The sequence below is a fragment of the Cyanobium sp. Alchichica 3B3-8F6 genome, from assembly GCF_024346435.1.
Classification (GTDB): domain Bacteria; phylum Cyanobacteriota; class Cyanobacteriia; order PCC-6307; family Cyanobiaceae; genus Cyanobium_A.
Genome location: NZ_JAGQCZ010000001.1, coordinates 220,403 through 242,491 on the forward strand (window position 1 = coordinate 220,403; position 22,089 = coordinate 242,491).

The 22,089-nt window shown below is 66.7% G+C and carries 20 protein-coding genes and 1 tRNA gene; 13 read left to right on the top strand and 8 right to left on the bottom strand.

Annotated features, from left to right (window positions below; all coding sequences use genetic code 11):
- Window positions 1-23: 23 nt before the first annotated feature.
- Genes KBY65_RS01280 through KBY65_RS01290 form a run of 3 tightly spaced genes read left to right on the top strand, consistent with a single transcriptional unit; the run spans window position 24 to window position 2,318 of the window.
- Window positions 24-1,763 carry an ABC transporter ATP-binding protein gene (locus tag KBY65_RS01280; RefSeq protein ID WP_255000215.1) on the top strand — a complete coding sequence of 580 codons (1,740 nt, stop codon included), beginning with the start codon at window positions 24-26 and terminating at the stop codon, window positions 1,761-1,763.
- Window positions 1,763-2,062, top strand: a complete 300-nt coding sequence (locus tag KBY65_RS01285; RefSeq protein ID WP_255000217.1) for a hypothetical protein — start codon at window positions 1,763-1,765, stop codon at window positions 2,060-2,062. The genes KBY65_RS01280 and KBY65_RS01285 overlap by 1 nt, the downstream gene beginning before the upstream one ends.
- A 13-nt stretch (window positions 2,063-2,075) precedes the next feature.
- Entirely contained in the window at window positions 2,076-2,318 is a 243-nt protein-coding gene (locus tag KBY65_RS01290) for a DUF6447 family protein (protein WP_241518353.1), read from the top strand.
- A gap of 29 nt (window positions 2,319-2,347) precedes the next feature.
- Here the strand turns inward: KBY65_RS01290 and KBY65_RS01295 are convergent, their stop codons facing one another.
- Genes KBY65_RS01295 through carB form a run of 5 tightly spaced genes read right to left on the bottom strand, consistent with a single transcriptional unit; the run spans window position 2,348 to window position 9,151 of the window.
- Window positions 2,348-3,361, bottom strand: coding sequence for an ABC transporter substrate-binding protein (locus KBY65_RS01295; RefSeq protein ID WP_255000219.1), 1,014 nt, complete (start codon window positions 3,359-3,361; stop codon window positions 2,348-2,350).
- A complete protein-coding gene (locus KBY65_RS01300; protein ID WP_255000221.1) occupies window positions 3,342-4,205 on the bottom strand; it encodes an ABC transporter ATP-binding protein in 864 nt (287 codons plus the stop codon). The genes KBY65_RS01295 and KBY65_RS01300 overlap by 20 nt, the downstream gene beginning before the upstream one ends.
- Window positions 4,202-5,092: an ABC transporter permease gene (locus tag KBY65_RS01305; RefSeq protein WP_094559339.1), complete on the bottom strand. Its 891-nt coding sequence runs from the start codon at window positions 5,090-5,092 to the stop codon at window positions 4,202-4,204. Before KBY65_RS01305 ends, KBY65_RS01300 begins: the two co-directional genes overlap by 4 nt.
- 32 nt (window positions 5,093-5,124) lie before the next feature.
- The gene (locus tag KBY65_RS01310) at window positions 5,125-5,805 is read right to left on the bottom strand and encodes a DUF3386 domain-containing protein (protein WP_233128424.1); all 681 of its coding nucleotides are present in this window, start codon (window positions 5,803-5,805) and stop codon (window positions 5,125-5,127) included.
- Between the two features lie 25 nt (window positions 5,806-5,830).
- Window positions 5,831-9,151 carry a carbamoyl-phosphate synthase large subunit gene (carB, locus tag KBY65_RS01315; RefSeq protein WP_255000223.1) on the bottom strand — a complete coding sequence of 1,107 codons (3,321 nt, stop codon included), beginning with the start codon at window positions 9,149-9,151 and terminating at the stop codon, window positions 5,831-5,833.
- 97 nt (window positions 9,152-9,248) lie between these two features.
- Here carB and KBY65_RS01320 point away from each other — a divergent pair, with 97 nt between their 5' ends.
- The 6 genes from KBY65_RS01320 (at window position 9,249) to KBY65_RS01345 (ending at window position 13,640) form a co-directional block, all read left to right on the top strand.
- Window positions 9,249-9,884 carry a DUF3318 domain-containing protein gene (locus KBY65_RS01320; protein ID WP_254987015.1) on the top strand — a complete coding sequence of 212 codons (636 nt, stop codon included), beginning with the start codon at window positions 9,249-9,251 and terminating at the stop codon, window positions 9,882-9,884.
- Complete coding sequence (gene rsfS / locus KBY65_RS01325) at window positions 9,877-10,287, top strand: ribosome silencing factor (RefSeq protein WP_255000224.1); 411 nt, start codon at window positions 9,877-9,879, stop codon at window positions 10,285-10,287. Before KBY65_RS01320 ends, rsfS begins: the two co-directional genes overlap by 8 nt.
- Before the next feature lie 5 nt (window positions 10,288-10,292).
- On the top strand, window positions 10,293-10,775 hold the full coding sequence (locus KBY65_RS01330; protein WP_255000225.1) for a CGLD27 family protein: 483 nt from the start codon (window positions 10,293-10,295) through the stop codon (window positions 10,773-10,775).
- A 19-nt stretch (window positions 10,776-10,794) separates the two neighbouring features.
- Complete coding sequence (locus tag KBY65_RS01335; protein WP_254987012.1) at window positions 10,795-11,766, top strand: asparaginase; 972 nt, start codon at window positions 10,795-10,797, stop codon at window positions 11,764-11,766.
- Window positions 11,767-11,823: 57 nt separating this feature from the next.
- Window positions 11,824-11,900: transfer RNA gene (locus KBY65_RS01340), tRNA-Met, on the top strand.
- A 96-nt stretch (window positions 11,901-11,996) separates the two neighbouring features.
- Window positions 11,997-13,640, top strand: coding sequence for a GMC oxidoreductase (locus KBY65_RS01345; RefSeq protein ID WP_094559346.1), 1,644 nt, complete (start codon window positions 11,997-11,999; stop codon window positions 13,638-13,640).
- Window positions 13,641-13,816: 176 nt separating this feature from the next.
- Here the strand turns inward: KBY65_RS01345 and KBY65_RS01350 are convergent, their stop codons facing one another.
- Window positions 13,817-14,077: a DUF2811 domain-containing protein gene (locus KBY65_RS01350; protein ID WP_255000226.1), complete on the bottom strand. Its 261-nt coding sequence runs from the start codon at window positions 14,075-14,077 to the stop codon at window positions 13,817-13,819.
- 430 nt (window positions 14,078-14,507) lie between these two features.
- Window positions 14,508-15,611 (bottom strand): sirohydrochlorin chelatase, encoded by a 1,104-nt coding sequence (locus KBY65_RS01355; protein ID WP_255000227.1) that lies wholly within the window; start codon window positions 15,609-15,611, stop codon window positions 14,508-14,510.
- A gap of 89 nt (window positions 15,612-15,700) precedes the next feature.
- On the opposite strand from KBY65_RS01355, the gene KBY65_RS01360 reads away from it, so the two are divergent.
- The 4 genes from KBY65_RS01360 to KBY65_RS01375 are packed head-to-tail and all read left to right on the top strand — an operon-like array spanning window position 15,701 to window position 19,582.
- Window positions 15,701-16,357 carry a ParB-like protein gene (locus tag KBY65_RS01360; RefSeq protein ID WP_094559349.1) on the top strand — a complete coding sequence of 219 codons (657 nt, stop codon included), beginning with the start codon at window positions 15,701-15,703 and terminating at the stop codon, window positions 16,355-16,357.
- Between the two features lie 12 nt (window positions 16,358-16,369).
- Window positions 16,370-18,433, top strand: coding sequence for a cation:proton antiporter (locus KBY65_RS01365; protein WP_315860010.1), 2,064 nt, complete (start codon window positions 16,370-16,372; stop codon window positions 18,431-18,433).
- Window positions 18,433-18,879 carry a universal stress protein gene (locus KBY65_RS01370; RefSeq protein WP_255000228.1) on the top strand — a complete coding sequence of 149 codons (447 nt, stop codon included), beginning with the start codon at window positions 18,433-18,435 and terminating at the stop codon, window positions 18,877-18,879. The genes KBY65_RS01365 and KBY65_RS01370 overlap by 1 nt, the downstream gene beginning before the upstream one ends.
- A gap of 37 nt (window positions 18,880-18,916) precedes the next feature.
- On the top strand, window positions 18,917-19,582 hold the full coding sequence (locus tag KBY65_RS01375; RefSeq protein WP_094559351.1) for a hypothetical protein: 666 nt from the start codon (window positions 18,917-18,919) through the stop codon (window positions 19,580-19,582).
- Here KBY65_RS01375 and KBY65_RS01380 read toward each other — a convergent pair.
- Window positions 19,579-21,978, bottom strand: coding sequence for a glycogen/starch/alpha-glucan phosphorylase (locus KBY65_RS01380; RefSeq protein ID WP_255000229.1), 2,400 nt, complete (start codon window positions 21,976-21,978; stop codon window positions 19,579-19,581). The genes KBY65_RS01375 and KBY65_RS01380 overlap by 4 nt on opposite strands.
- Window positions 21,979-22,089: the final 111 nt, after the last annotated feature.

Genomic DNA, 22,089 nt, shown 5'->3' on the forward strand with positions numbered 1-22,089 from the left:
AACGGTGGCGATACCGTGACTGCATGCTTGCACCGTCGCTGGCCGGCTTCCGTCACCTCTGGCCGCTGCTGAAGCCCTACGGCAGGCGCCTGCTGGCCGGGGGTCTGTGCATCCTCATCTACGTGAGCTGTTGGCCGCTGCTGGCCTGGCTGGCCGGTCAGCTCATCCCCGCCATCGGCGCCGGCAACTTCCCAGTGGTGCTGCGCACGATCGCGGCGGCCTTGGGCTTGTTTCTGGTGCAGAAGGCGGCCCAGTTTGGCCAGGACACCCTGCTGGCCGGCCCGGCCCTACGCGTGAGCCAGGAGCTGCGCCGTGGGCTGTTTGCCCGGCTGCAGCGCCTGGAGTTTGGCGCCCTGGAGAAGCTCTCGGCCGGCGACCTCACCTACCGCCTCACCGAAGACGCCGACCGCGTTGGCGAGGTGATCTACAAGACCATCCAAGACACCACCCCCAGCGCCCTGCAATTGGTGGTGGTGCTGGGCTACATGGTGTGGCTCGACTGGCCCCTGGCCCTCGCCACCCTGCTGCTGGCCCCCCTGGTGGTGCTGTTGGTGAGCAGCTTCGGCGCCCGGGTGATGGCGGCGGCCGAGCGCAGCCAGAAGCAGGTGAGCGAGCTGGCCGGCCTGCTGGGTGAGGCGATTGGCGGGCTGCCGCTGGTGCGCGCTTTTGCCGCGGAACCCTGGCTGCAGCAGCGCTTTGACGCCGAGATCGACCTGCACCGCCGAGCCCGCTACCGCACCCTGAAGCTGCTGGCCCTGCAGCATCCGGTGGTGGGCTTCCTGGAGGCCGCCGGCATTCTCACGGTGCTGCTGATCGGCGCCGCCCGCATCCAGGTGGGTGGCCTCAGCAGCCAGGGGTTCAGCAGCTATGTGGCGGCGCTGCTGATGCTGATCGATCCGATCTCCCACCTCACCACCAACTTCAACGAATTCCAGCAGGGCCAGGCCTCGCTGCGTCGGCTGCGGGCCATTGAAACAGAACCGGTGGAAGCACCCGACAGCCCCACGGCCCAACCTCTCGGGCCCGTGCGTGGCGCGCTGGTGCTCGAGCAGGTGCGCTTCGGCTACAGCCCTGGCCAGCCTGTGCTGCACGACCTCAACCTGGCCGTTGAACCGGGGCAGGTGGTGGCCTTGGTCGGCCCCTCGGGGGCCGGCAAGAGCACCCTGTTTTCGCTGCTGCTGCGCTTCAACACCGCCCAGCAGGGCCGGGTGCTGCTTGATGGCCAAAACCTCGCCGACCTGCGGGCCCGGGACCTGCGCCGGGCGGTGGCCCTGGTGCCCCAGCAGAGCAGCGTGTTTTCGGGCACCGTGGCCGAGGCGATCGCCTTCGGGCGGCCCGCCAGCGAGGCGGCGATCCGGCAGGCCGCCGAGCTGGCCAACGCCGCTGGGTTCATTGAGGCCCTGCCCCAGGGCTACGCCAGCCGCATCGAAGAGCGGGGCAGCAACTTCTCCGGCGGTCAGCTGCAACGCCTGGCCATCGCCCGCGCCGTGCTGGGCAACCCCGCCGTGCTGTTGCTGGATGAAGCCACCAGCGCCCTGGATGCCGAGGCCGAAGAGGCGGTGCAGCGGGGGCTGGAGCAGGCGATGGCGGGACGCACCGTGCTGGTGATCGCCCACCGCCTCGCCACCGTTCAGGGAGCTAACCGGATCCTGGTGCTCGATGGCGGGCGGATCGTGGAGCAAGGCAGTCACAATGCGCTCATGGCGCAGGGAGGCCGCTACCGCGAGCTCTGCGAGCGCCAGTTCATTCATCTGCAGACGTGATGACGTGGGAATACCGGGTGATCCACATCAACGTGGAAAGCGGCAATCCACCAGGGCCTCCCTCCCCCGAGGCCGATAGTGAGCGGCTGGGCGGCGCCCTCAGCCCGGAGTTTCTGAAGCAGGAATTCCCCCAGCAGTACGACGCTGCCGCCACCAAGCCACGCCACCCGGCGGAGCAGCTGCAATTTTTCCTCAATGCCCTCGGCAAGGAGAATTGGGAGATGGTGGAGGCAGCCCAGGTGGGGCCCCTGCTGATGTTTTTCTTCAAGCGACCGGTTGGCCTGCCACCCGTATCCTGAGACCTGCAGAAATTTGCCTCTCGTGGACAACGTCGCCCAGCAATCCGATAACCAGCCGCCCGTGCTCACCTTCGAGGGCAAGCGCTACGACCTAAACGGCTTGCCGGATGAAATGAAGGAGCTGGTGCGGGGCATGCAGGTTGCTGACGCCCAGCTGCGCATGCATGAAGACACCTTGAAGGTGCTTGCCGTGGGCCGCCAAGCCATGGCCAGCCAGCTCAACGACAAGCTGCAAAACATCACCCCCCTTCCCTGAAAAGAGGGTTGATCTGATGGGGGTGGGCTCTAGCTCACCACCTTCTGGGCTTCCTTGATTAGCTCCTCAGGCAGGGTCACCCCAATCGCTGCGGCGGTGGCCTTGTTCACCATCAACTCAGTTTTGGTGAGGGGCTCGAAGGCCATTTTGGCCGGCGATTCTCCCTTCAATACCCGCACCGCCAGCTTACCTGCTGCGTAGCCGTCATCGAAGTAGGCCCAGCCGATCGTGGCCAGGCAGCCGGGCAGCTTGATGTCGTCGGCATCCACCGAATACACGGGGATCTTCTTCTCGAGACCCACCTTGGCAATCGAGCCGAAGCCCTGAATCGTGGCGTAATCGCCGATCTTCACGAAGGCCTCGACCTTCTTGTCGGCCAGCACCTGGGCGGCTTGCAGCACTTCGCCGGAGTTGGCCACCGACTGCTCCACAACGGTGATGTTGCGTTTGGCCGCCTCCTCCTTGAGCACCTTGGCCTCGTATTCGGAGTTGGGCTCGCCGGGGTTGAAGATCAGACCCACGGTTTTGAGCTCAGGGTTGATTTGGCGAGCCAAATCGAGCTCCTTGCCCACCGGGTTGGTGCCGATCGTGCCGACCACATTTGGCTTGTGCTGCCCCACGCCACCCGGGGGCGTGCCGGCACCGGCACCCCAGGGATTGGAGCAGTAGCAGAACACCACCGGAGTGGTTTCTGGGGCCACCTTCATGGCGGCCTGCAGGGGCGGGGTGCCCACCGCCAGGATCATGTCCACCTGGTCGCCCACAAACTGCTTCATCACCAGGGTGGTGTTGGGCATTTCGCCGGCCGCATCCTTCTGGATGAAGTTGACCGTTTTGCCAGATATGTAGCCCGCTTCTGCCAGGGCCGCTTCGAAGCCCTTGCGGGTGTTGGTCGGAGGCGGAGCTTCCACCATCTGCAGCATGCCGATGGTGGGGCCTTTCACCTTGGCGCCACCACCGAGCTTGCCGCAGGCGGAGAGCACCACCGTGCTCACAGCGCCAGCCCCAACCAGGCTCAGAAATTCACGACGCTGAAGACCCATCTGGGGCACTGGAAGACTGCGGCGCAACTATGGCGGCGCCATACATCGACCGCAATGCGGCCGGGTCGAGATGTTCACGCTCGGCAGCATTCCAATCGCCAATCAAGCCACCCTCATGGAGCATCACCAACCGGTCGCCGTGGCTCAGGGCCTGCTCGAGGCTGTGGGTCACCATCAAGGCGGTGGTGCCCAGCTGGCGCACCAACCTGTCGGTGAGCGCCATCACCGTTGCTTCGGCCCGGGGGTCAAGGGCAGCGGTGTGCTCATCGAGCAGCAGCAGATCCGGGGAACCCAGGGTTGCCATCACCAGGCTGAGGCTCTGGCGCTGTCCTCCGGAAAGTTGACCCACCGGTTCATCGAGCCGGTCGGCCAGGGGCAAGCCCAGCTCGCCCAGCAGCTCGCGGTAGCGCCTGCGGTCGCCGCCATTGGGATGGATGCCACCAAAGGCACTAATCAAAAAACCTGCTGCAAACCTGGCTGGCCTGTTGCGCCGCTCCGCCAGCCGCAGGTTTTCAGCCACGGTAAGCCCCGGACATGTGCCCTCCAGAGGGTTTTGCATCACCCGGCCAATCCAGCGGGCCCGCTGGTGATCTCGCAGGCGGTGCAGGGGGCGGCCGCCCAGGTGAATACGGCCGGCGCTGTGGCGCAGGGTGCCAGCCACCAGATTGAGCAGGGTGCTCTTGCCGGAGCCGTTGCTGCCAATCACCACCAGAAACTGACCCGGGGGGCAGCTCAGCGAGAAACCGCTGAATAATTGGCGCCAGCCCGATCCCGGCAGGGGATGGCCCCAGCTGAGCTCCTCAACGCTGAGGCCCGGGACGCTGAGAGCAGGGGCAGAACTCATTGCTCCTGCCTCCCCTGGTCTGCCGAAAGCCCAGGTATGCGCAGCCGCCCGAAGGCCAGGGCGATCAGCAGCAGCAGGGCCGTTGCCAACTTGAGATCAACCGGTTCGAGGCCCAACTGCAGGGCGATGGCGATCATGGTGCGGAACAAAATCGCCCCCACCGACACCGCCAGCAGGGCCCAGGGCAGCGAGCGGGGCCGCAGCACCGATTCGCCAATGATCACCATGCCTAGTCCCAGGATCAGCGAGCCGATGCCCATGGTCACGTCGGCAAAGCCCTGATAGGTGGCAACCAGCGCCCCGGCCAGGGCCACCAGACCATTGGCAGCAGCGATTCCCACCGTGAGCCCGCGGCGCTGGTTGATGCCGTTGGCGCGGGCCATGGTGGGGTTGTTGCCCAGGGCGCGCAAAGACAGGCCGAAATCGGTGGCCAGCAGGAAGGAGATCAGCAGGATCATCCCAAGCGTCGCCAGGGTTAATCCTACGGCCCACTGACCATCTAGGCCCAGGCCCAGGTCGGGCAGGGCCAGAATTCCAGCTGGGGTTTCAGACAGGGGGATGTTGGAGCGCCCCATCAGCCGCAGGGTGATCGAATAAAGGCCGGTGGTGGTGAGGATGCCGGCAAATAGATCATTCACCCCCAGCCGGGTGTGAATCAGGCCAGTCACCGTGCCCGCCAGGCAGCCAAACAAGATCGCCAGCCCCAAGGCCACCGGCACCGGGGCGCCCTGACTGATCAACACGGCAGCGGTGCCACCACCCAGGGCAAAGGACCCGTCCACCGTGAGGTCTGGGAAGTTGAGGACGCGCAGGGTTAGGTAGGTGCCCAGGGCCAGACCGGCATAGGCCAAGCCCTGGTCGTAGGCACCAATCCAAAGGGAAAACATGGCTGCATTGTGCCTAGCAGCAGCCTCTTGGCTTAAGCCAAGGGGGCAAGATCCTCGAAACGAAACACCTGGCGGCCGGCCGGCGTGTCGCCATGGGCAGCGGTCTCAACCACCCGCTCGCTCAGCACCCAGGGGCCCACCCGAGCCAGGGGCACAAAGGTGTCGGTGAAACGGCTGATGCCCCCCTTGGCTGCGCCAGTTGCTGGATCGGCGTACTGGCTGGTGTAGCTGCGGCTCAGGTAGCCGCTGCCGGTGTCTGTTGTGCTCTCGGTGAAGATCGTCACCACGGTGCCGTGAATGTGGCGATGCACCATCGTCACCACATTTGCCTTGATGCGATAGCGATCGCCTTCGTTTTTGCCGCCCACGATCACCTCAGTGCCCACCGCGTCGGTGTCGCCGGCGCTGAAGGTGTTGGCGCCGTGGGTTTGCTCAAAGCTGCGCCGCACCCGGTGGATCGCCACCTCCCACAGTTGGGAGGCCAGGGCCTTGTGAATCTCCTCATCGGCGACGCCAGTCACCGTGGCCTTGAGGTCTGCGCCCACCACGAAGCTGCCCTCGACCTTCTTTTCGTCTTGCTCCCAGATGCAGCGGCCCTGATAACCTCCGAAATCCGGCTCCCAGGTGTAGCGATTTTCATAGGCGGCCCGGAAAGCCGCCGTGCAGTCGCTGCCTGAGGTGATCTGGTTGCTGACCTGGGTGCTGGCTGTCAAAGCGGGATCTATCGGGCCCCCAACCCTAACGAGTGAGTCCGGGGTGGATGTCCTGCAGGGCATTCACCTCAATGGTCTGCTGCTGCAACGCCGTGATCGCCTCGACAGCGGCCCTAGCCCCGGCCAGGGTTGTCACCGTCGGCACGGCGTAGTCGAGGGCGGCCCGACGCAGATATTTGTCGTCGTGGGCGGCCTGGCGGCCGATCGGGGTGTTGATGATCAGCTGAATGCGGGCCGAGCGGATCGCATCTTCAATGTTGGGCCGGCCCTCATGCACCTTGAGGATTGATTCCACCTGCAGGCCAGCAGCCCGAAGGGCCTCGGCGGTGCCACCGGTGGCGATCAGGGCAAAGCCCAACCCCACCAGCCGCTCAGCCACGGGCAGCAGGGCCGGCTTGTCGCGGTCGTGGGTGGAGAGAAACACCGTGCCGCTGGTGGGCAGGGCCTCCCCTGCGGCTAACTCGGCCTTGGCATAGGCCATGCCGGCACTGCTGGCGATGCCCATTACCTCGCCAGTGCTGCGCATTTCAGGGCCCAGCAACGTGTCGGAACCCGGGAAGCGCTTGAACGGCAGCACCGCCTCCTTCACCGTTTGCAGAGGCGGGATGGGCTCGGCCGTGAGCCCCAGCTCCGCCAGGGTGCGGCCGGCCATCAGCTGGCTGGCCACCTTGGCCAGGGGCACGCCGGTGGCCTTGGCCACAAACGGCACCGTGCGGGAGGCGCGGGGGTTGGCCTCGATGATGAACACCCGCTCGCCCTGCTCCGGGTCGTTCTGCACCGCAAACTGCAGGTTGATCAAGCCGCGCACCCCGAGGGCCAGGGCCAGGGCACTGCTCCACTCGCGGATCGTGGCCAGGGCCGCCTGGCTGAGGCTCACGGAAGGCAGCCAGCAGGCCGAATCGCCCGAATGGATGCCGGCCGGTTCGATGTGCTCCATCACACCGCCAATCACCACTACCCCCTCCCGATCGCAAAGGGCATCCACATCCACTTCAATGGCGTTATCGAGGTATTGATCGATCAGCACTGGGTGGTCGGGCTCCACCTGCACCGCTTCCACCATGTAGCGGTTGAGCTCGGCTTCGTCGTAGACAACCTCCATGGCGCGCCCGCCCAGCACATAACTGGGGCGCACCACCACTGGATAGCCCACGCGCGCGGCGATGGCCCGGGCCTCGGCCTCACTGCGGGCCAGACCATTGCGGGGCTGGCGGATCTCCAGGCGGCGCAGGATCGCCTCAAACTGCTCCCGGTCTTCGGCGGCGTCGATCGATTCGGGGGAGGTGCCCCAGATGCGGGTGCCGGTGGCCAGGCCCTCGGGGGAGGCCAACCAATTCAGCAGGGGAATCGCCAGCTTCAGCGGCGTTTGGCCGCCGAACTGCACGATCACCCCCTCGGGATGCTCCACCTCAATCACGTTGAGCACGTCTTCGAGGGTGAGCGGTTCGAAATAGAGCCGGTCGCTGGTGTCGTAGTCGGTCGACACCGTTTCCGGGTTGCTGTTCACCATCACGGTGGCGAAGCCCTCGGCCTGCAGGGCGAAGGAAGCGTGCACGCAGCAATAGTCGAATTCGATGCCCTGGCCGATGCGGTTGGGGCCGCCGCCCAGGATCATCACCTTGCGGCGGCTCTCGGGCTGCACCTCATTTTCAGGCGGCACGATCTCCAGCCCACCGGCAGCGTTGAGCCGCTCCAGCGGCCGCTCATAGGTGGAGTAGTGATACGGGGTGCTGGAGGCAAACTCCGCAGCGCAGGTGTCGACGGTTTTAAACACGGCATTGATGCCCAGCCCCTGGCGGTGGCGCCGCACCGTGAGCTCATCGCTGCCGGTGGCCCAGGCGAGCTGGCGATCGGAGAAGCCCAGCTGTTTGAGCTCCAACAGGGCGGCGGCATCGAGTTGCTGCAGCTGGCGGCCCCGCAGCAGCCGCTGCTCAGCCTCGAGGATGCAGCGCAGCTTGGCCGAAAACCAGGGATCGATGGCGCTGAGCTGGTGGATCTCATCGTCGCTGCGGCCGGCGAGCATCGCCGCGCGCACGGCGAAGATCCGCTCAGGGGTGGCGGTGCGCAGGGCCCGCTCCAGCTCAGTGGGCTCCCAGCTGGCATCGGGCCGGTCGCAGCCCCAGCCGGCATGGCCTGTTTCCAGGGAGCGCAGCGCCTTCTGAAACGACTCCTCAAAGCAACGGCCGATCGCCATCGCCTCACCCACCGACTTCATCGAGGTGGTGAGCACCGCCGGGCTGCCGCGGAACTTCTCGAAGGCGAAGCGGGGAATCTTCGTGACCACGTAATCGATCGTGGGCTCGAAGCAGGCCGGCGTGGCACCGGTGATGTCGTTGACGATTTCGTCAAGCGTGTAGCCGACCGCCAGGCGGGCGGCGATCTTGGCAATCGGGAAGCCCGTGGCCTTGGAGGCGAGCGCCGAGGAGCGGCTCACCCGCGGATTCATCTCAATCACCACCACGTCGCCGTTGGCGGGGTTGATGGCGAACTGAATGTTGCTGCCGCCGGTGTCGACGCCGATCTCGCGGATGATCGCGATCGACTGGTCGCGCAGCCGCTGGTATTCGCGGTCGGTGAGGGTCTGGGCCGGAGCGACGGTGATCGAATCACCGGTGTGCACCCCCATTGGGTCGAGGTTTTCAATGCTGCACACGATCACCACGTTGTCGGCGGTGTCACGCATCACCTCCAGCTCGAACTCCTTCCAGCCGAGCAGCGACTGCTCGATCAGGATCTGGGAAACGGGGCTGGCCTCCAGGCCGCTCTTGCAGAACGCCCGGAACTCCTCGGGGTTGTAAGCGATGCCGCCGCCGCTGCCGCCCAGGGTGAAGGCGGGGCGAATGATGCGCGGATAGCTGCCGATGGCCTCGCCCACCCGTTCGGCCTCCTCCAGCGTGTTGGCGATGCCCGATGGGCACACCGCCACGCCGATGCGCTCCATCGCCTGCTTAAAGAGAAGCCGATCCTCCGCCTTCTGGATGGCCTCAAGGTTGGCGCCGATCAGCTCAACGCCGTGCTTAGCCAGGGTGCCGTTCTGGGCGAGGGCGACGGCCAGGTTGAGGGCGGTCTGACCGCCCATGGTGGGCAGCAGGGCATCGGGCTTCTCGATCTCGATCACCCGAGCCACCACCTCGGGGGTGAGCGGCTCGATGTAGGTGCGATCCGCCATGTCCGGATCGGTCATGATCGAGGCCGGGTTGGAATTCACCAACACCACCTCAAAGCCTTCGGCGCGCAGGGCTTTGCAGGCCTGGGTGCCGGAGTAATCAAATTCGCAGGCCTGGCCGATCACGATCGGACCCGAGCCCAGCAGCAGGATGCGCCTCAGGTCCGTGCGGCGGGGCATGGGGGGTGGGCAAGCCAAACCTGCCTAGCCTCTCACGCCCCCCTGGCAGCAGCTGCGGCTGGAATCGCTAACGTGATTGATGACGCGGAAGCCCCAGATGAGTGAGCTCCAGCGCCTGAAAGGGCTGCTGCCACCTGAATTGCAGAGCTGGGTGTTTGTGGAAGCGGCCGCCTCGGTGGAGCCGCCCCTGATCACCATCGAAGAAATCGGCCGCGATGAAGTCGAAATTCAGGTCGACCTGGAAAGCTGGGACGGGCTGGCGATCGACCATCGCAACCTGCTGTTTTGGCACGAGGTGGGCCGCCTTCAAAACGATGCGGTGCCCCGCGACGGTTGGGAGATGGCGGCCCTGGCGATCGGCCTGGGTGGCGCCATCGGTGAGCTGTGGGTGCAGGACGGCCTCCTGCTGGTGATGGCCCTTGGCCTATCCGGCTTTGCCGGCTACCGCCTCTACCTCAAAAACAATTCCGAAAAGCGGCTGCAGGATGCCATCGCCGCCGATGAGCGGGCCATCGACCTGGCCACCCGCTTCGGTTACACCCTGCCCAATGCCTACAAGAGCTTGGGCGGCGCCCTTAAGGAGCTGGTGGAGCAGACCCGCAAGAAAAAGAAGCGCGCCTTCTACGAAGACCGGCTCGAGGCACTGCGCAAGAGTGCCGGCAAGGCCCGGGCCGAAATGGCCCAGCAGCAGGGCTCGCGTCAATCCGTCACCAGTGAGAACGTCTATGGCTAATTCCCCCGCTGGCAGGTCCACGACCCACCAGGAGCTCGACAGCGAGCAGCTGGCAAAGCTGGCGGCAGAAGCCTGTGACGACCGCAAGGCCGTGGACATTCGTCTGATTCGCGTTGACGAGGTGTCGTCGTTGGCCGATTGGTTTGTGATCTGCAGCGGCCTCTCCGACGTGCAGGTGCGCGCCATCGCCCGCTCGGCTGAGGATCAGATTGAGGAGGCCACCGGCCGGCTGCCCCTACGGCGCGAAGGCCAGAAGGAGGGCCGCTGGATGCTGCTCGACTACGGCGAAGTGATCGTCCACGTGCTCACCCCCAGCGAGCGCACCTACTACGACCTCGAATCCTTCTGGGGTCACGGCGAACAGGTGCGTTTCGTAAGCTCTATCCTAACAGTTTCTCCCTGAACGCCATGCCGTGCCCGGTGCCGCCCGAGCAACGGCCCCTGCAGGAATACGAGCAGTTGCTGGCCTCCTGGTTTTTTGTTTGGCCATCCCACGACCTGCCAGGTCTGTTGCGCCCCCTAGCCACCAGCTGGCTGCTGCTGCTGCCCGTTTCGATCCTGGTGGCCAGTGGCAGCTGGGTATTGCGCCACCACCCGGCCCAGCTGGTGCTGGCGGGCATGGTGGCTGCAGTGGCGCTACCGATGCTGCTGCTCGTGCGCCAGTGGCTTGGCTGGAATTACGTGCACCGCCGCCTGGTCTCCGAGCGAGTCGAATACGAGGAATCGGGTTGGTACGACGGTCAAGTGTGGGAGAAGCCCCTGGCCTGGCGCCAACAGGACCTGCTCGTCGCCCAGCACCAGGTGCAGCCCGTGCTGCGGCGGCTGCAGCAGGGTGCGGCGCTGGCGGTGATCCTGGCCTTGGCGGGGGCCAGCCTCTGTCAGGCTCTGTGAGATCGGTTCCCGGGCTTCTGTGACCCTGTCCTCCAGTTTTGGTGGCACTTCCCGCGGGGGCGTCCCTCCCCTGGAGGTGCGCCTGCTGCGCAACGGCATCGTCGAATCCCGCCACCGGGTTCATGCCGTGGTGTGCGACGGCCGGGGCCGGGTGTTGATGCGGGCCGGTGATCCCCAGCAGCTGAGCTTCGTGCGCTCCGCGCTCAAGCCCTTCCAGGCCACCGTGTTTGTGAGCAGCGGCGCGGCGGAGCAGTGCAACTGCGGTGAGCGGGGCCTGGCCATCGCCTGCGCCAGCCATGCCGGCACGGCCATGCACGCCCGCGAAGCCTTCAAGCTGCTCTGGGGTTCGGAGATCGAAGCCGAGCAACTGCAGTGCCCCGTGCCCGACTGCGGCAGCAGCCCCCTGGAGCACAACTGCTCCGGCAAGCACGCGGCCTTTCTGGCCACCTGCCGCCGCCTGGGCTGGAGCACCGAGAGCTACCTGCAGAAGGAGCACCCCCTGCAGCAGGAGGTGCTCAAGCGCGTGGGCGATCTGCTCGCCCAGCCCGCCGCCGAGCTGCTCACCGCCCGCGACGACTGCGGCGCCCCCACCCTGCAGCTGCAGCTGGCCCAGATGGCCCTGCTCTATGCCCACCTGGGTGCCGGCAGCCAGGCCGACCTGGAACGGCTCAGCCGGGCCATGCTGGCCCACCCGGAGCTGGTGGCGGGTGAGGGGCGCTTCGACACTGAATTGATGCGCCGCGGCCACGGCCAGGTGGTCAGCAAGGGCGGTGCCGAGGGCATCCAGTGCCTGAGCCGCGTCGGCGAGGGCATGGGGGTCGCGATCAAGGTGGAGGACGGCTCCGCCCGGGCCAAACATGCTGTAGCCCTCCACCTGTTGGAGCAACTCGACTGGCTGACGCCGATGACCCTGGAGGAGCTGCGCAGCCAGTTCTTGCAGCCGGCTCCCCATCTGCGCCTCGAGGTGCTCGGGGAGCTGCGCTTCGACTGACCCGCTTGACGGAACCAGCTGGACGGGCCACACCGACTGGTATGGTTGGGAAGTCGACGCGGGGTAGAGCAGTCTGGTAGCTCGTCGGGCTCATAACCCGAAGGTCGCGAGTTCAAATCTCGCCCCCGCCACCACATCCTCGAAACCCCGGCAGCCCCCTGTCGGGGTTTCGTTTTGGTTGGCCCGGGGATGGCCCACGCCCCGATCCACCCTCTGTGCCGCCCCGCCCGATGAAGGCCCCCACCCCAATGCGCCAACCGGACGCCATCGTTGTGGGCTCCGGTGCCACCGGCGGCGTGGCGGCGATGGTGCTGGCGGAAGCGGGGTTGCAGGTGCTGGTGCTTGAGGCGGGCCCCGACCTGTCCTCCCGCCAAGCCTTCGGCAGTGAACCGCTGAACACGGCCCGGCGCGTCGCCCACATCGCCAGCGGCAAGCAGCGCTTGCAGCGCCACCACCCGGGGTTCTGGAAACACAACCCCAACCTGTTCGTCGATGAGCAGCGCAACCCCTACTCCACTCCCAACGATGCACCGTTTCTGTGGAGTCGCGGGCGACAGGTGGGGGGCAAAAGCCTCACCTGGGGCGGCATCACCTTGCGCCTCTCCGACTACGAATTTCAGGCAGCAGAACGCGATGGCCAAGGGCCCGGCTGGCCCATCGGCAGTGCCGACCTCGCCCCCTACTACACCCGGCTCGAGCAACTGCTGGAGGTGCATGGTGCCTGCGACGGCCTGCCGCAGTTGCCCGATGGCCACTTTCTGCCGCCCCTGCCCTTCACCCCGGGAGAGCAGCATCTGCAGGAGTGCATCGGCCGCGATCTCGGTCTGCCCCTGATCGCCTCCCGGGGCTTCAACCTGCACCGGGGCCCGGGCTGGCCCCGCTCCTCCAGCCAGGGCCGCACCCTGGCCCGGGCCCTCGCCACCGGCCGCACCCAGGTGCGCAGCAACGCCGTGGTGAGCCATCTGCTGCTCGATGGCAACCAGGCCAGGGGTGTGGTGCTGGTGGATGGCCGCACCGGATCCCAGGAGCGGATCGACGCGCCACTGGTGGTGCTCTGCGCCTCGACGATCGAAACGCTGCGGATCCTGCTGCACTCCAGTGAGAGCCAGCAGCGCGGCGGCTTGATCGACCCCTCGGGCAGCCTCGGCCGCTACCTGATGGACCACATCTCCAGCAGCCGCTTCTTCTCGATCCCCGATGTGGCTGCCCCCGGCGGGGCGGTGGAGCTTTCAGGGGCGGGCAGCTGCTTCATTCCCAACACCGTCAACCTGGAGCCCGGCAGCGAGGTCGGGTTCCATGGCGGCTACGGCCTCTGGACGGCGCTGCAACGCTTTGATCCACCCGCCCTGCTGCAACGCCGCCGCGGCGAGGCGGTGGGCTTCCTAATCGGCCACGGCGACGTGCTGCCCAACGCCGACAACCGGGTCACCCTGAAAACCGAACAGCGCGATGCCTGGGGGCTACCGACCGCCCACATCGCCTGCCGCTGGGGTGAGAACGAGCGTCGCCTGGTGGCCCACATGCACCAGCGCATGGCGGCCGTGGTGGCCGCCGCTGGAGGGCAGATCCGGCCGATCGAAGACCTGTTCGTGCTGCCCCTGCTGGAGCCCTGGATCCGCAGCAGCCTGGCGGTCAGGCCCGAGGCACCACCCCCCGGCTACTACATCCACGAACTGGGCGGCGCTCGCATGGCCACCAGCGCCGAGGACGGCGTGGTGAACCCCCTCAACCAGTGCTGGGGGGCGGCCAACGTGCTGGTGGTGGATGGCGCCTGCTGGCCCCGTGCCGGCTGGCAGAGCCCCACCCTCACCGAGATGGCGATCACCTGGCGTGCCTGTGAAGCCGCCGCCAGCCGCCTGCGCCGGGGCGACTAGAGATCCGGGCCCCGTCGGCCAGAAAAGTTGTCGTCTCACGATCCGGTGTCGATCGCCACAAACGACGCTGGACATGCTGCGCACAATGACTATGCGACCTGTCACAGGGTCGGGCAAGGGAAACTCAGGCGGAGGTTGGCCCCTCCGCTTTTTTTGCGCCAATTCCGCGCAAACCCTCAGCGGCGCAGGAACAGGCCGTTGAGGTAGTGCTGGGTGACCCCCTGGTCGCTGCAGCCGTTCTGGAACAGGAAGCTGGCCAGGGCGGAGGAAATCAGACGGTATTGGTCCCAGTTGGGATGGTCGTTGAGGAACTCCCGCATGCCCTCGAATAGCACCTCCGGCACCTCGGCTTCGAGGCTGATGCAACATGCCTCCGGCTCGATGCAGCATGCCTCCGGCTCGATGCAGCGTTCCAAGTGACTGCGCTCGGTGCTCATGGAGGACGACCAATGGCTGGGGAAGGCCCCCTAGTACGCCACACCAACGGCGGGTGCGTCAAAGCGCTGCAGCTGGCTCGCCCCCGCGCCAATCCAGCCTGAGATTGCCTGTGCTGACGGACACCTGGAGCACCCAACCAGCACCGCCTGGCGAAGTAGGCCACTTCGGGCTGGAACTGTCAAGGCGTGCTTGAACAAAAGCGGATATTCCCCAGAGCCACGGCCCCAACGGGCTCAACGAGCCCGTTTCTGGGGAAAAACCCCAGGAAAACGGGGGAAAACAGAGGCCAAATGGGGAAAGCGTCGACAGATCAGCAAGCCTGATGCACTCGAGTCTCGCAAGACGCTGACCGCGCCGAGACCAATGAGCTGCTCGAAACACCACGGAATTCTTCCGAATTGGCGCCCTTGATCACCAGTCCCTCACCCCTCAGGTGGCACCGCCTGGGCGGAGGGTGCGGGGGCCGAGGGGATGGTCGGCGTGGGGGTAGGGCGGATGGTGATGCGCGTGATCGTGGCTGTGCCCAGACCCGTGGTCGTGGTTGTGAGCATGGCCACCGAGGGGAATGGGCACCCCATCGGGCTGACAGGCGCCGGTGCATTCCCGCTCACAGAGATCACAGCCGTCGGTGAGCCCCTCCACGTGGTGGTGGTGGCTGTGCTGCGGCGCCCCCACTTCGGTTTCAAAGCCGAGCACCTGGGCGCGGTATTTGCACAGCGAACAGTTCATGTTGGAGTCCCCCCGCACCACCTCGGCCACCCGTTCCACAAAGGTGTCGAGCACCAAGGGGTGATCGGCCAAGTACGACGCCTTCACAAACTCCACGTCGGGATGGTCCTGGGCCACCCGATCGGTGTGCTGCTGAATCCGGCTCACCAATACCCCCGAAAAGAGGAAATAGGGGAACACGACAACCCGCCGGTAGCCCAGCCGCACCACATGGCGCAGCCCAGGCTCTACCAGCGGGAATGTGACGCCCGAATAGACCGTCTCGCCCCAACCGAACCCGAAGCCCTCCACCAGCATCCTCGTCACCTTGGCGACGTTGGAGTTGGCATCAGGATCGGAAGAACCCCGTCCCACCACCACCAGCAGGGTGTCGTGCAGTGGCACAGCGTCGCCGGCCTGCTCGAGGGCTTCGCGGATCCGGGCTCCAGCCGCCTGAATCATCTTCAGATCGACCCCGAGCTCCCGGCCGTAGTCGATGCGCAGGCCCGTCTCGGCTGCGTAGGTGTTGAGCACCGACGGGATGTCGTTCTTGGCATGCCCAGCGGCAAACAGCATCGCCGGCACCGCCAGCACGTGGCTCACGCCTCTGGCCCGCAGCGCCTCCAGGCCATCGCGCAGGATCGGTCGGGCAAATTCCAGGTAGCCGTAGTCCACGGGGACCGCTGGCAGAAGCGCCTGTAGGCCCCGGGCCAAATGGGCGAATTCAGCCACCGCCAGCCGGTTGCGGCTGCCATGGCCGCACACCAACACTCCAATCGGTCCATGGGGACCATCCCTGAGGTCGGGGCTGGGAAGGGAAGCCATGGCCGTTCACACCTGTTGCGACCCTATTCCGGCAGCCCATCACGGGCGGCACCGGGCAGGATGGGGACATTCAGGCCGCCCACGCCGCCATGGCACTGCGCCTCCCCCCCTACAAGCCGTTGCCGGCTCCCAAGCCGGGATCGGCGCTGGTGGAGGTGCCGATCGCCCAGCTGCGGCCGACCCAGCTCTGCGTGGGACTGGCGGAAGTGCACAGCCGGCTGCGGGATTTCAGCGCTGAAAATGCCCGCGAACGGCGCTCCTATCTGGGCAGCAAGCCGGTGCCCCTGGTGCGGAACCGCCGCGGCGACGTCTGGATGGTCGACCGCCACCACCGCCTGCGGGCCCTGATCGAGATGGAGCCGGAGGCCACCGCCTTTGGCTATCTGGTGCTGGAGCTCGACACCGACGACCACCACGACGTGCTCGAGGCCCTGCACCGCCGCGGCTGGCTCTACCTCTATGACGGCCGCGGGCTTGGCCCCCTGGCCCCCTCAGCCCTACCCGAAATGCTCACCGGTCTGCAGGACGACCCCTACCGCAGCCTGGTGTGGAAGCTCAAGCAGGAAGGGGTGCTGGCACCCGCCCCGCTGATTCCCTTCCACGAATTCCGCTGGGGGGCCTGGTTGCGCAGCCGCCCCCTGCCGCCCTTCAGCTCCGAGCAGCTCGAGCCCGCCCTGCCCCGCGCCCGGGCCCTGGCCCGCTCCAGTGCCGCCTCCCACCTGGCGGGCTGGAAAGGCACGCCTTAATCCCCGCGCCGCGTGATCGCAAGCTGGCTCAGCGAGACCCCCCTGGCGGTGTTTGCCCTGCTGCTGGGGGTGAGCGTGTTGGTGCCACCGCTGGTGCGTCGGCTCCATCTGCCAGATCTGGTGGGTCTGCTGATGGCCGGAGTGCTCATTGGCCCCTTCGGCCTCGGCTGGCTGAACCAGGAGGAGCCCACGGTGAAGCTGCTCTCCGATGTGGGCGTGATCTACCTGCTGTTCATCGCTGGGCTGGAGATTGACCTGGCTGAATTCGCTCGCATCCGCCTGCGCTCCTTCCGCTTCGGTCTGCTCACCTTTGCTCTGCCGATGGCCGGCGGCTTGCTGCTGGGGCTGGGCTTTGGCTACTCCCTGCTGAGTGCCGTGCTGATCGGCTCGATCCTCTCCTCCCACACCCCCCTGGGCTACCCGATCGTGCGCAGCTACGGGGCCATGCGGGAGGAAGCGGTCACCGTCGCCATCGGCGGCACGATCCTGACCGACATCGCCGCCCTGGTGGTGCTGGCCCTGTGCATGGGCCTGGCCCGAGGAGATCTGACCGCATTTGCAGTGGTAGCCCTACTGCTGCGGGTGGTGGTGTACGCCGTCCTGGTGGTGCTGGTGATCACCCGCGTGGGCAAGGCCCTGGTGCAGCGCAACGTCAACAACGACAGCCCGTTGTTTGTGGCGGTGCTGCTGGCGGTGTTTCTGGCGGCCCTCGCCGCCGAACTGGCCGGCGTGGAAAAGATCGTGGGTGCCTTCCTGGCAGGCCTGGCTGTGAATGCGGTGTTGCCGGAAGGGCGGGTGAAGGAGCAGGTGATCGTGGTGGGAGCCACCCTGTTCATCCCGGTCTTCTTCATCGACCTGGGGCTGATGCTGAATCTGCCGGTGTTTGCCCGCACCATGGCGGGATCGCTGTTTGCCCTGCTGCTGATCGCCATCCTGATCGGCAGCAAGGGGCTCGCTGCCTGGTGGGCCGGACGCCTCTATCGCTACAACGGCATCCAGATGCTGACGCTGTGGTCGCTGTCGTTGCCCCAGGTGGCTGCCACCCTGGCCGCCACTTTCGTGGGGTTCCGCGGCGGGCTGCTGGATGAGCAGATGCTCAACAGCGTGCTGGCCCTGATGGTGGTGACGGCCAGCCTGGGACCCTGGCTCACCGCCCAGGCGATGCCCCGGTTGGGGGCAGCGGCAGCTGCCGCTTTAACGCCCGCCAACGACGGCCAGCTGGCCTTGCGGCGGAGGGGTTTGGCGGTGCTGGTGCCGATCGCCAACCCGGAGCAGGAGCGACGTTTGCTGGAGCTGGCCCGCCTGCTGGCTGGGATCGACACCGCACCTGCAGGCCGTGCACCCGCAGGCCGGTTGCTGCCGCTCAAGGTGGTTGCCCCTGAGCGGGCCGCAGCCGGCCGCGCCTGGCTGCAACAGGCCCAGGCACAACCAGTGGGCGAGCGTCTGCTGCGGGTAGACAGTGATGGAGCCCTGGGCATCGCCCGGGTGGCCCTCGAGCAGGACGCAGATCTGGTGGTGATGGGGCTGGCAGCACCCGACCACCTGGGCCGCCGGCTCTTGGCTGACTGGCTGTTTGGCGATCTGGTGGATGCCACCTGCCGCCTGGTCTCCTGCCCGGTGGTGGTGGCCCGTCTGCTGCAAGACCCCTGCGCCAGCCAACGCCTGCTCGTGCCCTTCAAGGACCTCGGCGCCGCTGCCCTGGAGCAGTTCCAGCTGGCCGAGCGCCTCGCCACCAGCAGAAGCCAAGCCGGAGCCAGCACGGCAGCCCAGGCTCGAGCGACGATCACCGTGCTGCACCTGCACGACCCCCACCTGCCGGCTGCCGAGCGCGATCAGCTCCACACCCGCCTGCAGCGCTGGGGCGAAGGGCCGGTGCCGGTGGAGGTCGTGCTGCAGCCGAGCCAGGCCATCGAGGCTGATCTGCTGGCAGCCAGCGCCAGCCACGACCTGGTGATCCTGCGCTCCCAGCGGCGGGTTGTGGCCGGCCTGCCGATTGCCGCGAGCGACCGGGTGGGTCGGTTGCTGCGCCGCCTGAACTGCTCCACGCTGGTGATCAGCGATCCCCTGCGCAGCTGATGCCCTACCGCCACCTGCTCGTGCCTACCGACGGCTCCGAACTCTCCGGCAAAGCCCTGCAGCAGGCCGTGGAGCTAAGCCAAAGCCTCGGGGCGCGACTCACCGTCTTTCACGTGCAGACCAACTTCCCGATCTCTCTGGTGGGCGTGGGCGAACTGGTGGATCCCCACACCGTGGATGCACTGGTGACAGCTGCTCGGGACAACGCCCAGCAGATCCTGGCGGAAGCCGCGGCCGTGGCCCAGGCCGCGGGGGTGCCCTGCGACCAGGACACCGTGGTGCACGCCCTGCCCAATGCGGCAATCGTGGAGGCCGCCGGCCGCCATGGCGCCGATCTGATCGTGATGGCCTCCCACGGCCGCCGCGGGCTGGAGGGGATGCTGCTGGGCAGCGAAACCCACCGGGTGCTCACCCACAGCGCTTGCCCGGTGCTGGTGGTGCGCTAAGACCTATACGCTGCCCCCCAGTGCAGTAGGCGAGCCGGTGGCCAAGGACGAAGCGAGCAGGGGCGAGGAATTGCTGGCCCTGGGCTGGACCGCCGAAGAGGTGCGCCAGTACGAAGAGCTCTGGGAGTACCGCCAGCGTTGGGGCGCCATCAACCTGGAGCCGGAAGATCGGGTGTTTCTGCGCCGGGCGGAGGCGGCCCTGCCCAAACGGGCAGCCAGCGGCAAGGGCTCACTGAAAAAGTCGCTGAAGGAGAAGTCGCACTACCGCTGGCTGCGCTTCTACTGCGACACCCTCCAGTCCGAGGCCGAGCGGCTGGGGCTGCAGCCCGGTGAGGAGGCGGCCTGGGTGATCCTGCTGGAGGAGGAGCTGCGCGCCCTCGACCATTACGAGCCCGTGCTGGGGCTGCCCGACACCCTCAAAGCGAAGGAACTGGCGCCGGCACGGGAGGCCTGGATCGAAGCCGTTGCTGCGCAGGGCCGGGAGCTGAGCGTCGATTTCGACGCGCCGCTGCAGGCGCTCAAGCAACAGGAGAGCACCAGCTGGAAGCCGCTGCGCAGCGAAGGAGCGCGCACCTATCCGGTGCTCGCTGCCGATGCCGCCGCCGCCTTCCGCACCACGGTGCGCCGCGAAGTGGCCCAGAAGATCCGGGCGACTTTCCCCTCGCTGCAGGACAGCGACAAGCCCGAACCCCCGAGCGACTAGGGCGCCGGGGCCCCGGCGCTGGCCTGCACCGGCACCCGGCCCACCTTCCAGATGCGCTCGGCGTAGTCAGCGATCGAGCGGTCGCTGCTGAAGAAGCCACAGCGCATCGTGTTGTGCAACGACATCCGCGCCCAGCGGCCCCGATCGAGCCAGGCTTCATCCACGGCGTTCTGGGCGCGGCGGTAGTCGGCCACATCCGCCATCACCCGGAAGGGATCGTGGCTGGTGAGGCTGGCCAGCAAGGGGTGGAAGAGCTCGCCATCCCCCTCGCTGAAGTAGCCCGAGCCGATCAACTCCAGGGCCTGGCGCACGGCCGGGTCCTGCTCGATCCAAGGCATCGGGTGATAACCGCTGTGGCCCAGCTGCTCGATCTGCTCTGCGGTGTGGCCGAACAGGAAGAAGTTCTCCGCCCCAACACAATCGTGGATTTCGATGTTGGCCCCATCGAGGGTGCCAATCGTGACCGCACCATTGAGAGCCATCTTCATGTTGCCGGTGCCGGAGGCCTCCTTACCAGCAGTGGAGATCTGCTCGGAGAGATCCACGGCGGGATACACCAGCTGGCCCAGGCTGACGCTGAAGTTGGGCAGGAACACCACCTTGAGGCGACCCTCCATGGCGGGGTCGATGTTGACCACATCGGCGATACCCACCAGCAGGCGGATGATCAGCTTGGCGAGGGCGTAGCCCGGGGCCGCCTTGCCGCCAAACACGAAGGTGCGGGGCGGCAGATCTTCACCGGCGCGGATGCGCAGATAGCGCTCCACGATCTGCAGGGCCGCCAGGTGCTGGCGCTTGTATTCGTGGATGCGCTTGACCTGCACATCAAACAGAGAGGTGTGGTCCACCAGCACCCCCAGCTCGCGGCGCATGTACTGGGCGAGGCGCTGCTTGCCGAGATCCCGCACCGCCTGCCAGCGCTCCAGGAACGCAGGGTCGTCGGCAAAGGCGGCAAGCCCTTGCAGCTCCTCGAGGTGGGTGCGCCAGCGATCGCCGATCACCTCATCGAGCAGGGCCGCCAGGGGTGGGTTGGCCACCGCCAGCCAGCGCCGCGGTGTGACGCCGTTGGTGACGTTGGTGAAGCGCTCCGGCCAGATCCGGGCCAGATCGGCGAACAGGTTCTGCTTCAGCAGGGTGCTGTGCAGCTCGGCGACTCCATTGACGTGGTGGCTGCCCACCACCGCCAGGTGGGCCATGCGCACGCGCCGCTGGGGCCCCTCCTCAATCAGGGAAATGCGCTGCAGGATCTGGGGATCGCTGGGGTAGCGAATCCGGGCCATGCGCAGGAAGCGCGTGTTGATCTCGTAGATGATTTCCAGCTGGCGCGGCAGCAGCTGCTCAAACAACTCCACCCCCCAGGTTTCGAGCGCCTCGGGAAGCAGGGTGTGGTTGGTGTAGCTGATGCTGGCGGTGGTGATCGACCAGGCGGTGTCCCAGTCGACGCCGTGCACATCCATCAGCAGCCGCATCAGCTCCGCCACGGCGATGGCCGGATGGGTGTCGTTCAGCTGCACCGCAAATTTGCGGTGGAAATCGGTCACCGCCAGGCCCTGGCCCCGCAGGATGCGGAACATGTCCTGCAGGGAGCAGCTCACGAAGAAGATCTGCTGCGACAGGCGCAACCGCTTGCCCTGCTCCAGCTCATCGTTGGGATAGAGCACCTTGGAGAGCGTCTCCGCCTGCATCTTGCGCAGCACGGCCCGGGTGTAATCGCCAGCGTTGAAGGAGGCGAAATCAAAGGCCTCGGGGGCCACCGCCGACCACAGCCGCAGGGTGTTGGCGGTGTTAACGCCGTAGCCCAGGATCGGCGTGTCGTAGGCGACGCCGATCACCGTGTGCTCGCCGATCTGCACCGGATAGCTCCACTCCGGCCGAATCACCTCCCAGGGATTGCCATGGGACAGCCAGGGATCGGTGCTCTCCACCTGGCCGTGGGGGGTGATCTGCTGGCGGAAGATGCCGAATTCGTAGCGGATGCCGTAGCCGATCGCCGGCAACTCCAGCGTCGCCATCGATTCCTGGAAACAGGCTGCCAGCCGTCCCAGGCCGCCATTGCCCAGGCCGGGTTCGGGCTCTTCGGCGATCAGCTCCTCAAGGTCGAGCCCCAGGGTGCGGCACGCCTCCCGGGCCGCGTCCACCAGGCCCAGATTCACCAGGTTGTTCTCCAGATGGGGGCCGAGCAGGTATTCAGCCGAGAGATAGGTGGCCGTGCGCACGCCCTCACGGGTGTAGGTGTCGGCCGTGTCCACCCAGTTTTTGAGCAAGCGATCCCGCACCGCCAGCGCCAGGCAGCGGTAGTGGTCGTGGCGGGTGGCCAGGGAACTGGATTTGGCCTGGCTGAAGAAGAGATGCCGCTGGATCGCTTCCACCAGGGCCTGGCTGTCGGCTGAGGCCATACCAGGCTTCCTGCAAAGCGCAAGTCTGCAGGCCACGGCTGAATTGCGCAGGGGCGCGGTCACGGAGTCCGGACACGGGGCTGGGGCAGGCGAGCCCGACGAATTGCGCCA

Coding starts and splice junctions, on each gene's coding strand:
- KBY65_RS01280 (WP_255000215.1), top strand. CDS start 24: ATGCTTGCACCGTCGCTGGCCGGCTTCCGTCACCTCTGGCCGCTGCTG.
- KBY65_RS01285 (WP_255000217.1), top strand. CDS start 1,763: ATGACGTGGGAATACCGGGTGATCCACATCAACGTGGAAAGCGGCAAT.
- KBY65_RS01295 (WP_255000219.1), bottom strand. CDS start 3,361: ATGGGTCTTCAGCGTCGTGAATTTCTGAGCCTGGTTGGGGCTGGCGCT.
- KBY65_RS01300 (WP_255000221.1), bottom strand. CDS start 4,205: ATGAGTTCTGCCCCTGCTCTCAGCGTCCCGGGCCTCAGCGTTGAGGAG.
- KBY65_RS01305 (WP_094559339.1), bottom strand. CDS start 5,092: ATGTTTTCCCTTTGGATTGGTGCCTACGACCAGGGCTTGGCCTATGCC.
- carB (WP_255000223.1), bottom strand. CDS start 9,151: ATGCCCCGCCGCACGGACCTGAGGCGCATCCTGCTGCTGGGCTCGGGT.
- KBY65_RS01320 (WP_254987015.1), top strand. CDS start 9,249: ATGAGTGAGCTCCAGCGCCTGAAAGGGCTGCTGCCACCTGAATTGCAG.
- rsfS (WP_255000224.1), top strand. CDS start 9,877: ATGGCTAATTCCCCCGCTGGCAGGTCCACGACCCACCAGGAGCTCGAC.
- KBY65_RS01330 (WP_255000225.1), top strand. CDS start 10,293: ATGCCGTGCCCGGTGCCGCCCGAGCAACGGCCCCTGCAGGAATACGAG.
- KBY65_RS01345 (WP_094559346.1), top strand. CDS start 11,997: ATGAAGGCCCCCACCCCAATGCGCCAACCGGACGCCATCGTTGTGGGC.
- KBY65_RS01350 (WP_255000226.1), bottom strand. CDS start 14,077: ATGAGCACCGAGCGCAGTCACTTGGAACGCTGCATCGAGCCGGAGGCA.
- KBY65_RS01355 (WP_255000227.1), bottom strand. CDS start 15,611: ATGGCTTCCCTTCCCAGCCCCGACCTCAGGGATGGTCCCCATGGACCG.
- KBY65_RS01360 (WP_094559349.1), top strand. CDS start 15,701: ATGGCACTGCGCCTCCCCCCCTACAAGCCGTTGCCGGCTCCCAAGCCG.
- KBY65_RS01370 (WP_255000228.1), top strand. CDS start 18,433: ATGCCCTACCGCCACCTGCTCGTGCCTACCGACGGCTCCGAACTCTCC.
- KBY65_RS01380 (WP_255000229.1), bottom strand. CDS start 21,978: ATGGCCTCAGCCGACAGCCAGGCCCTGGTGGAAGCGATCCAGCGGCAT.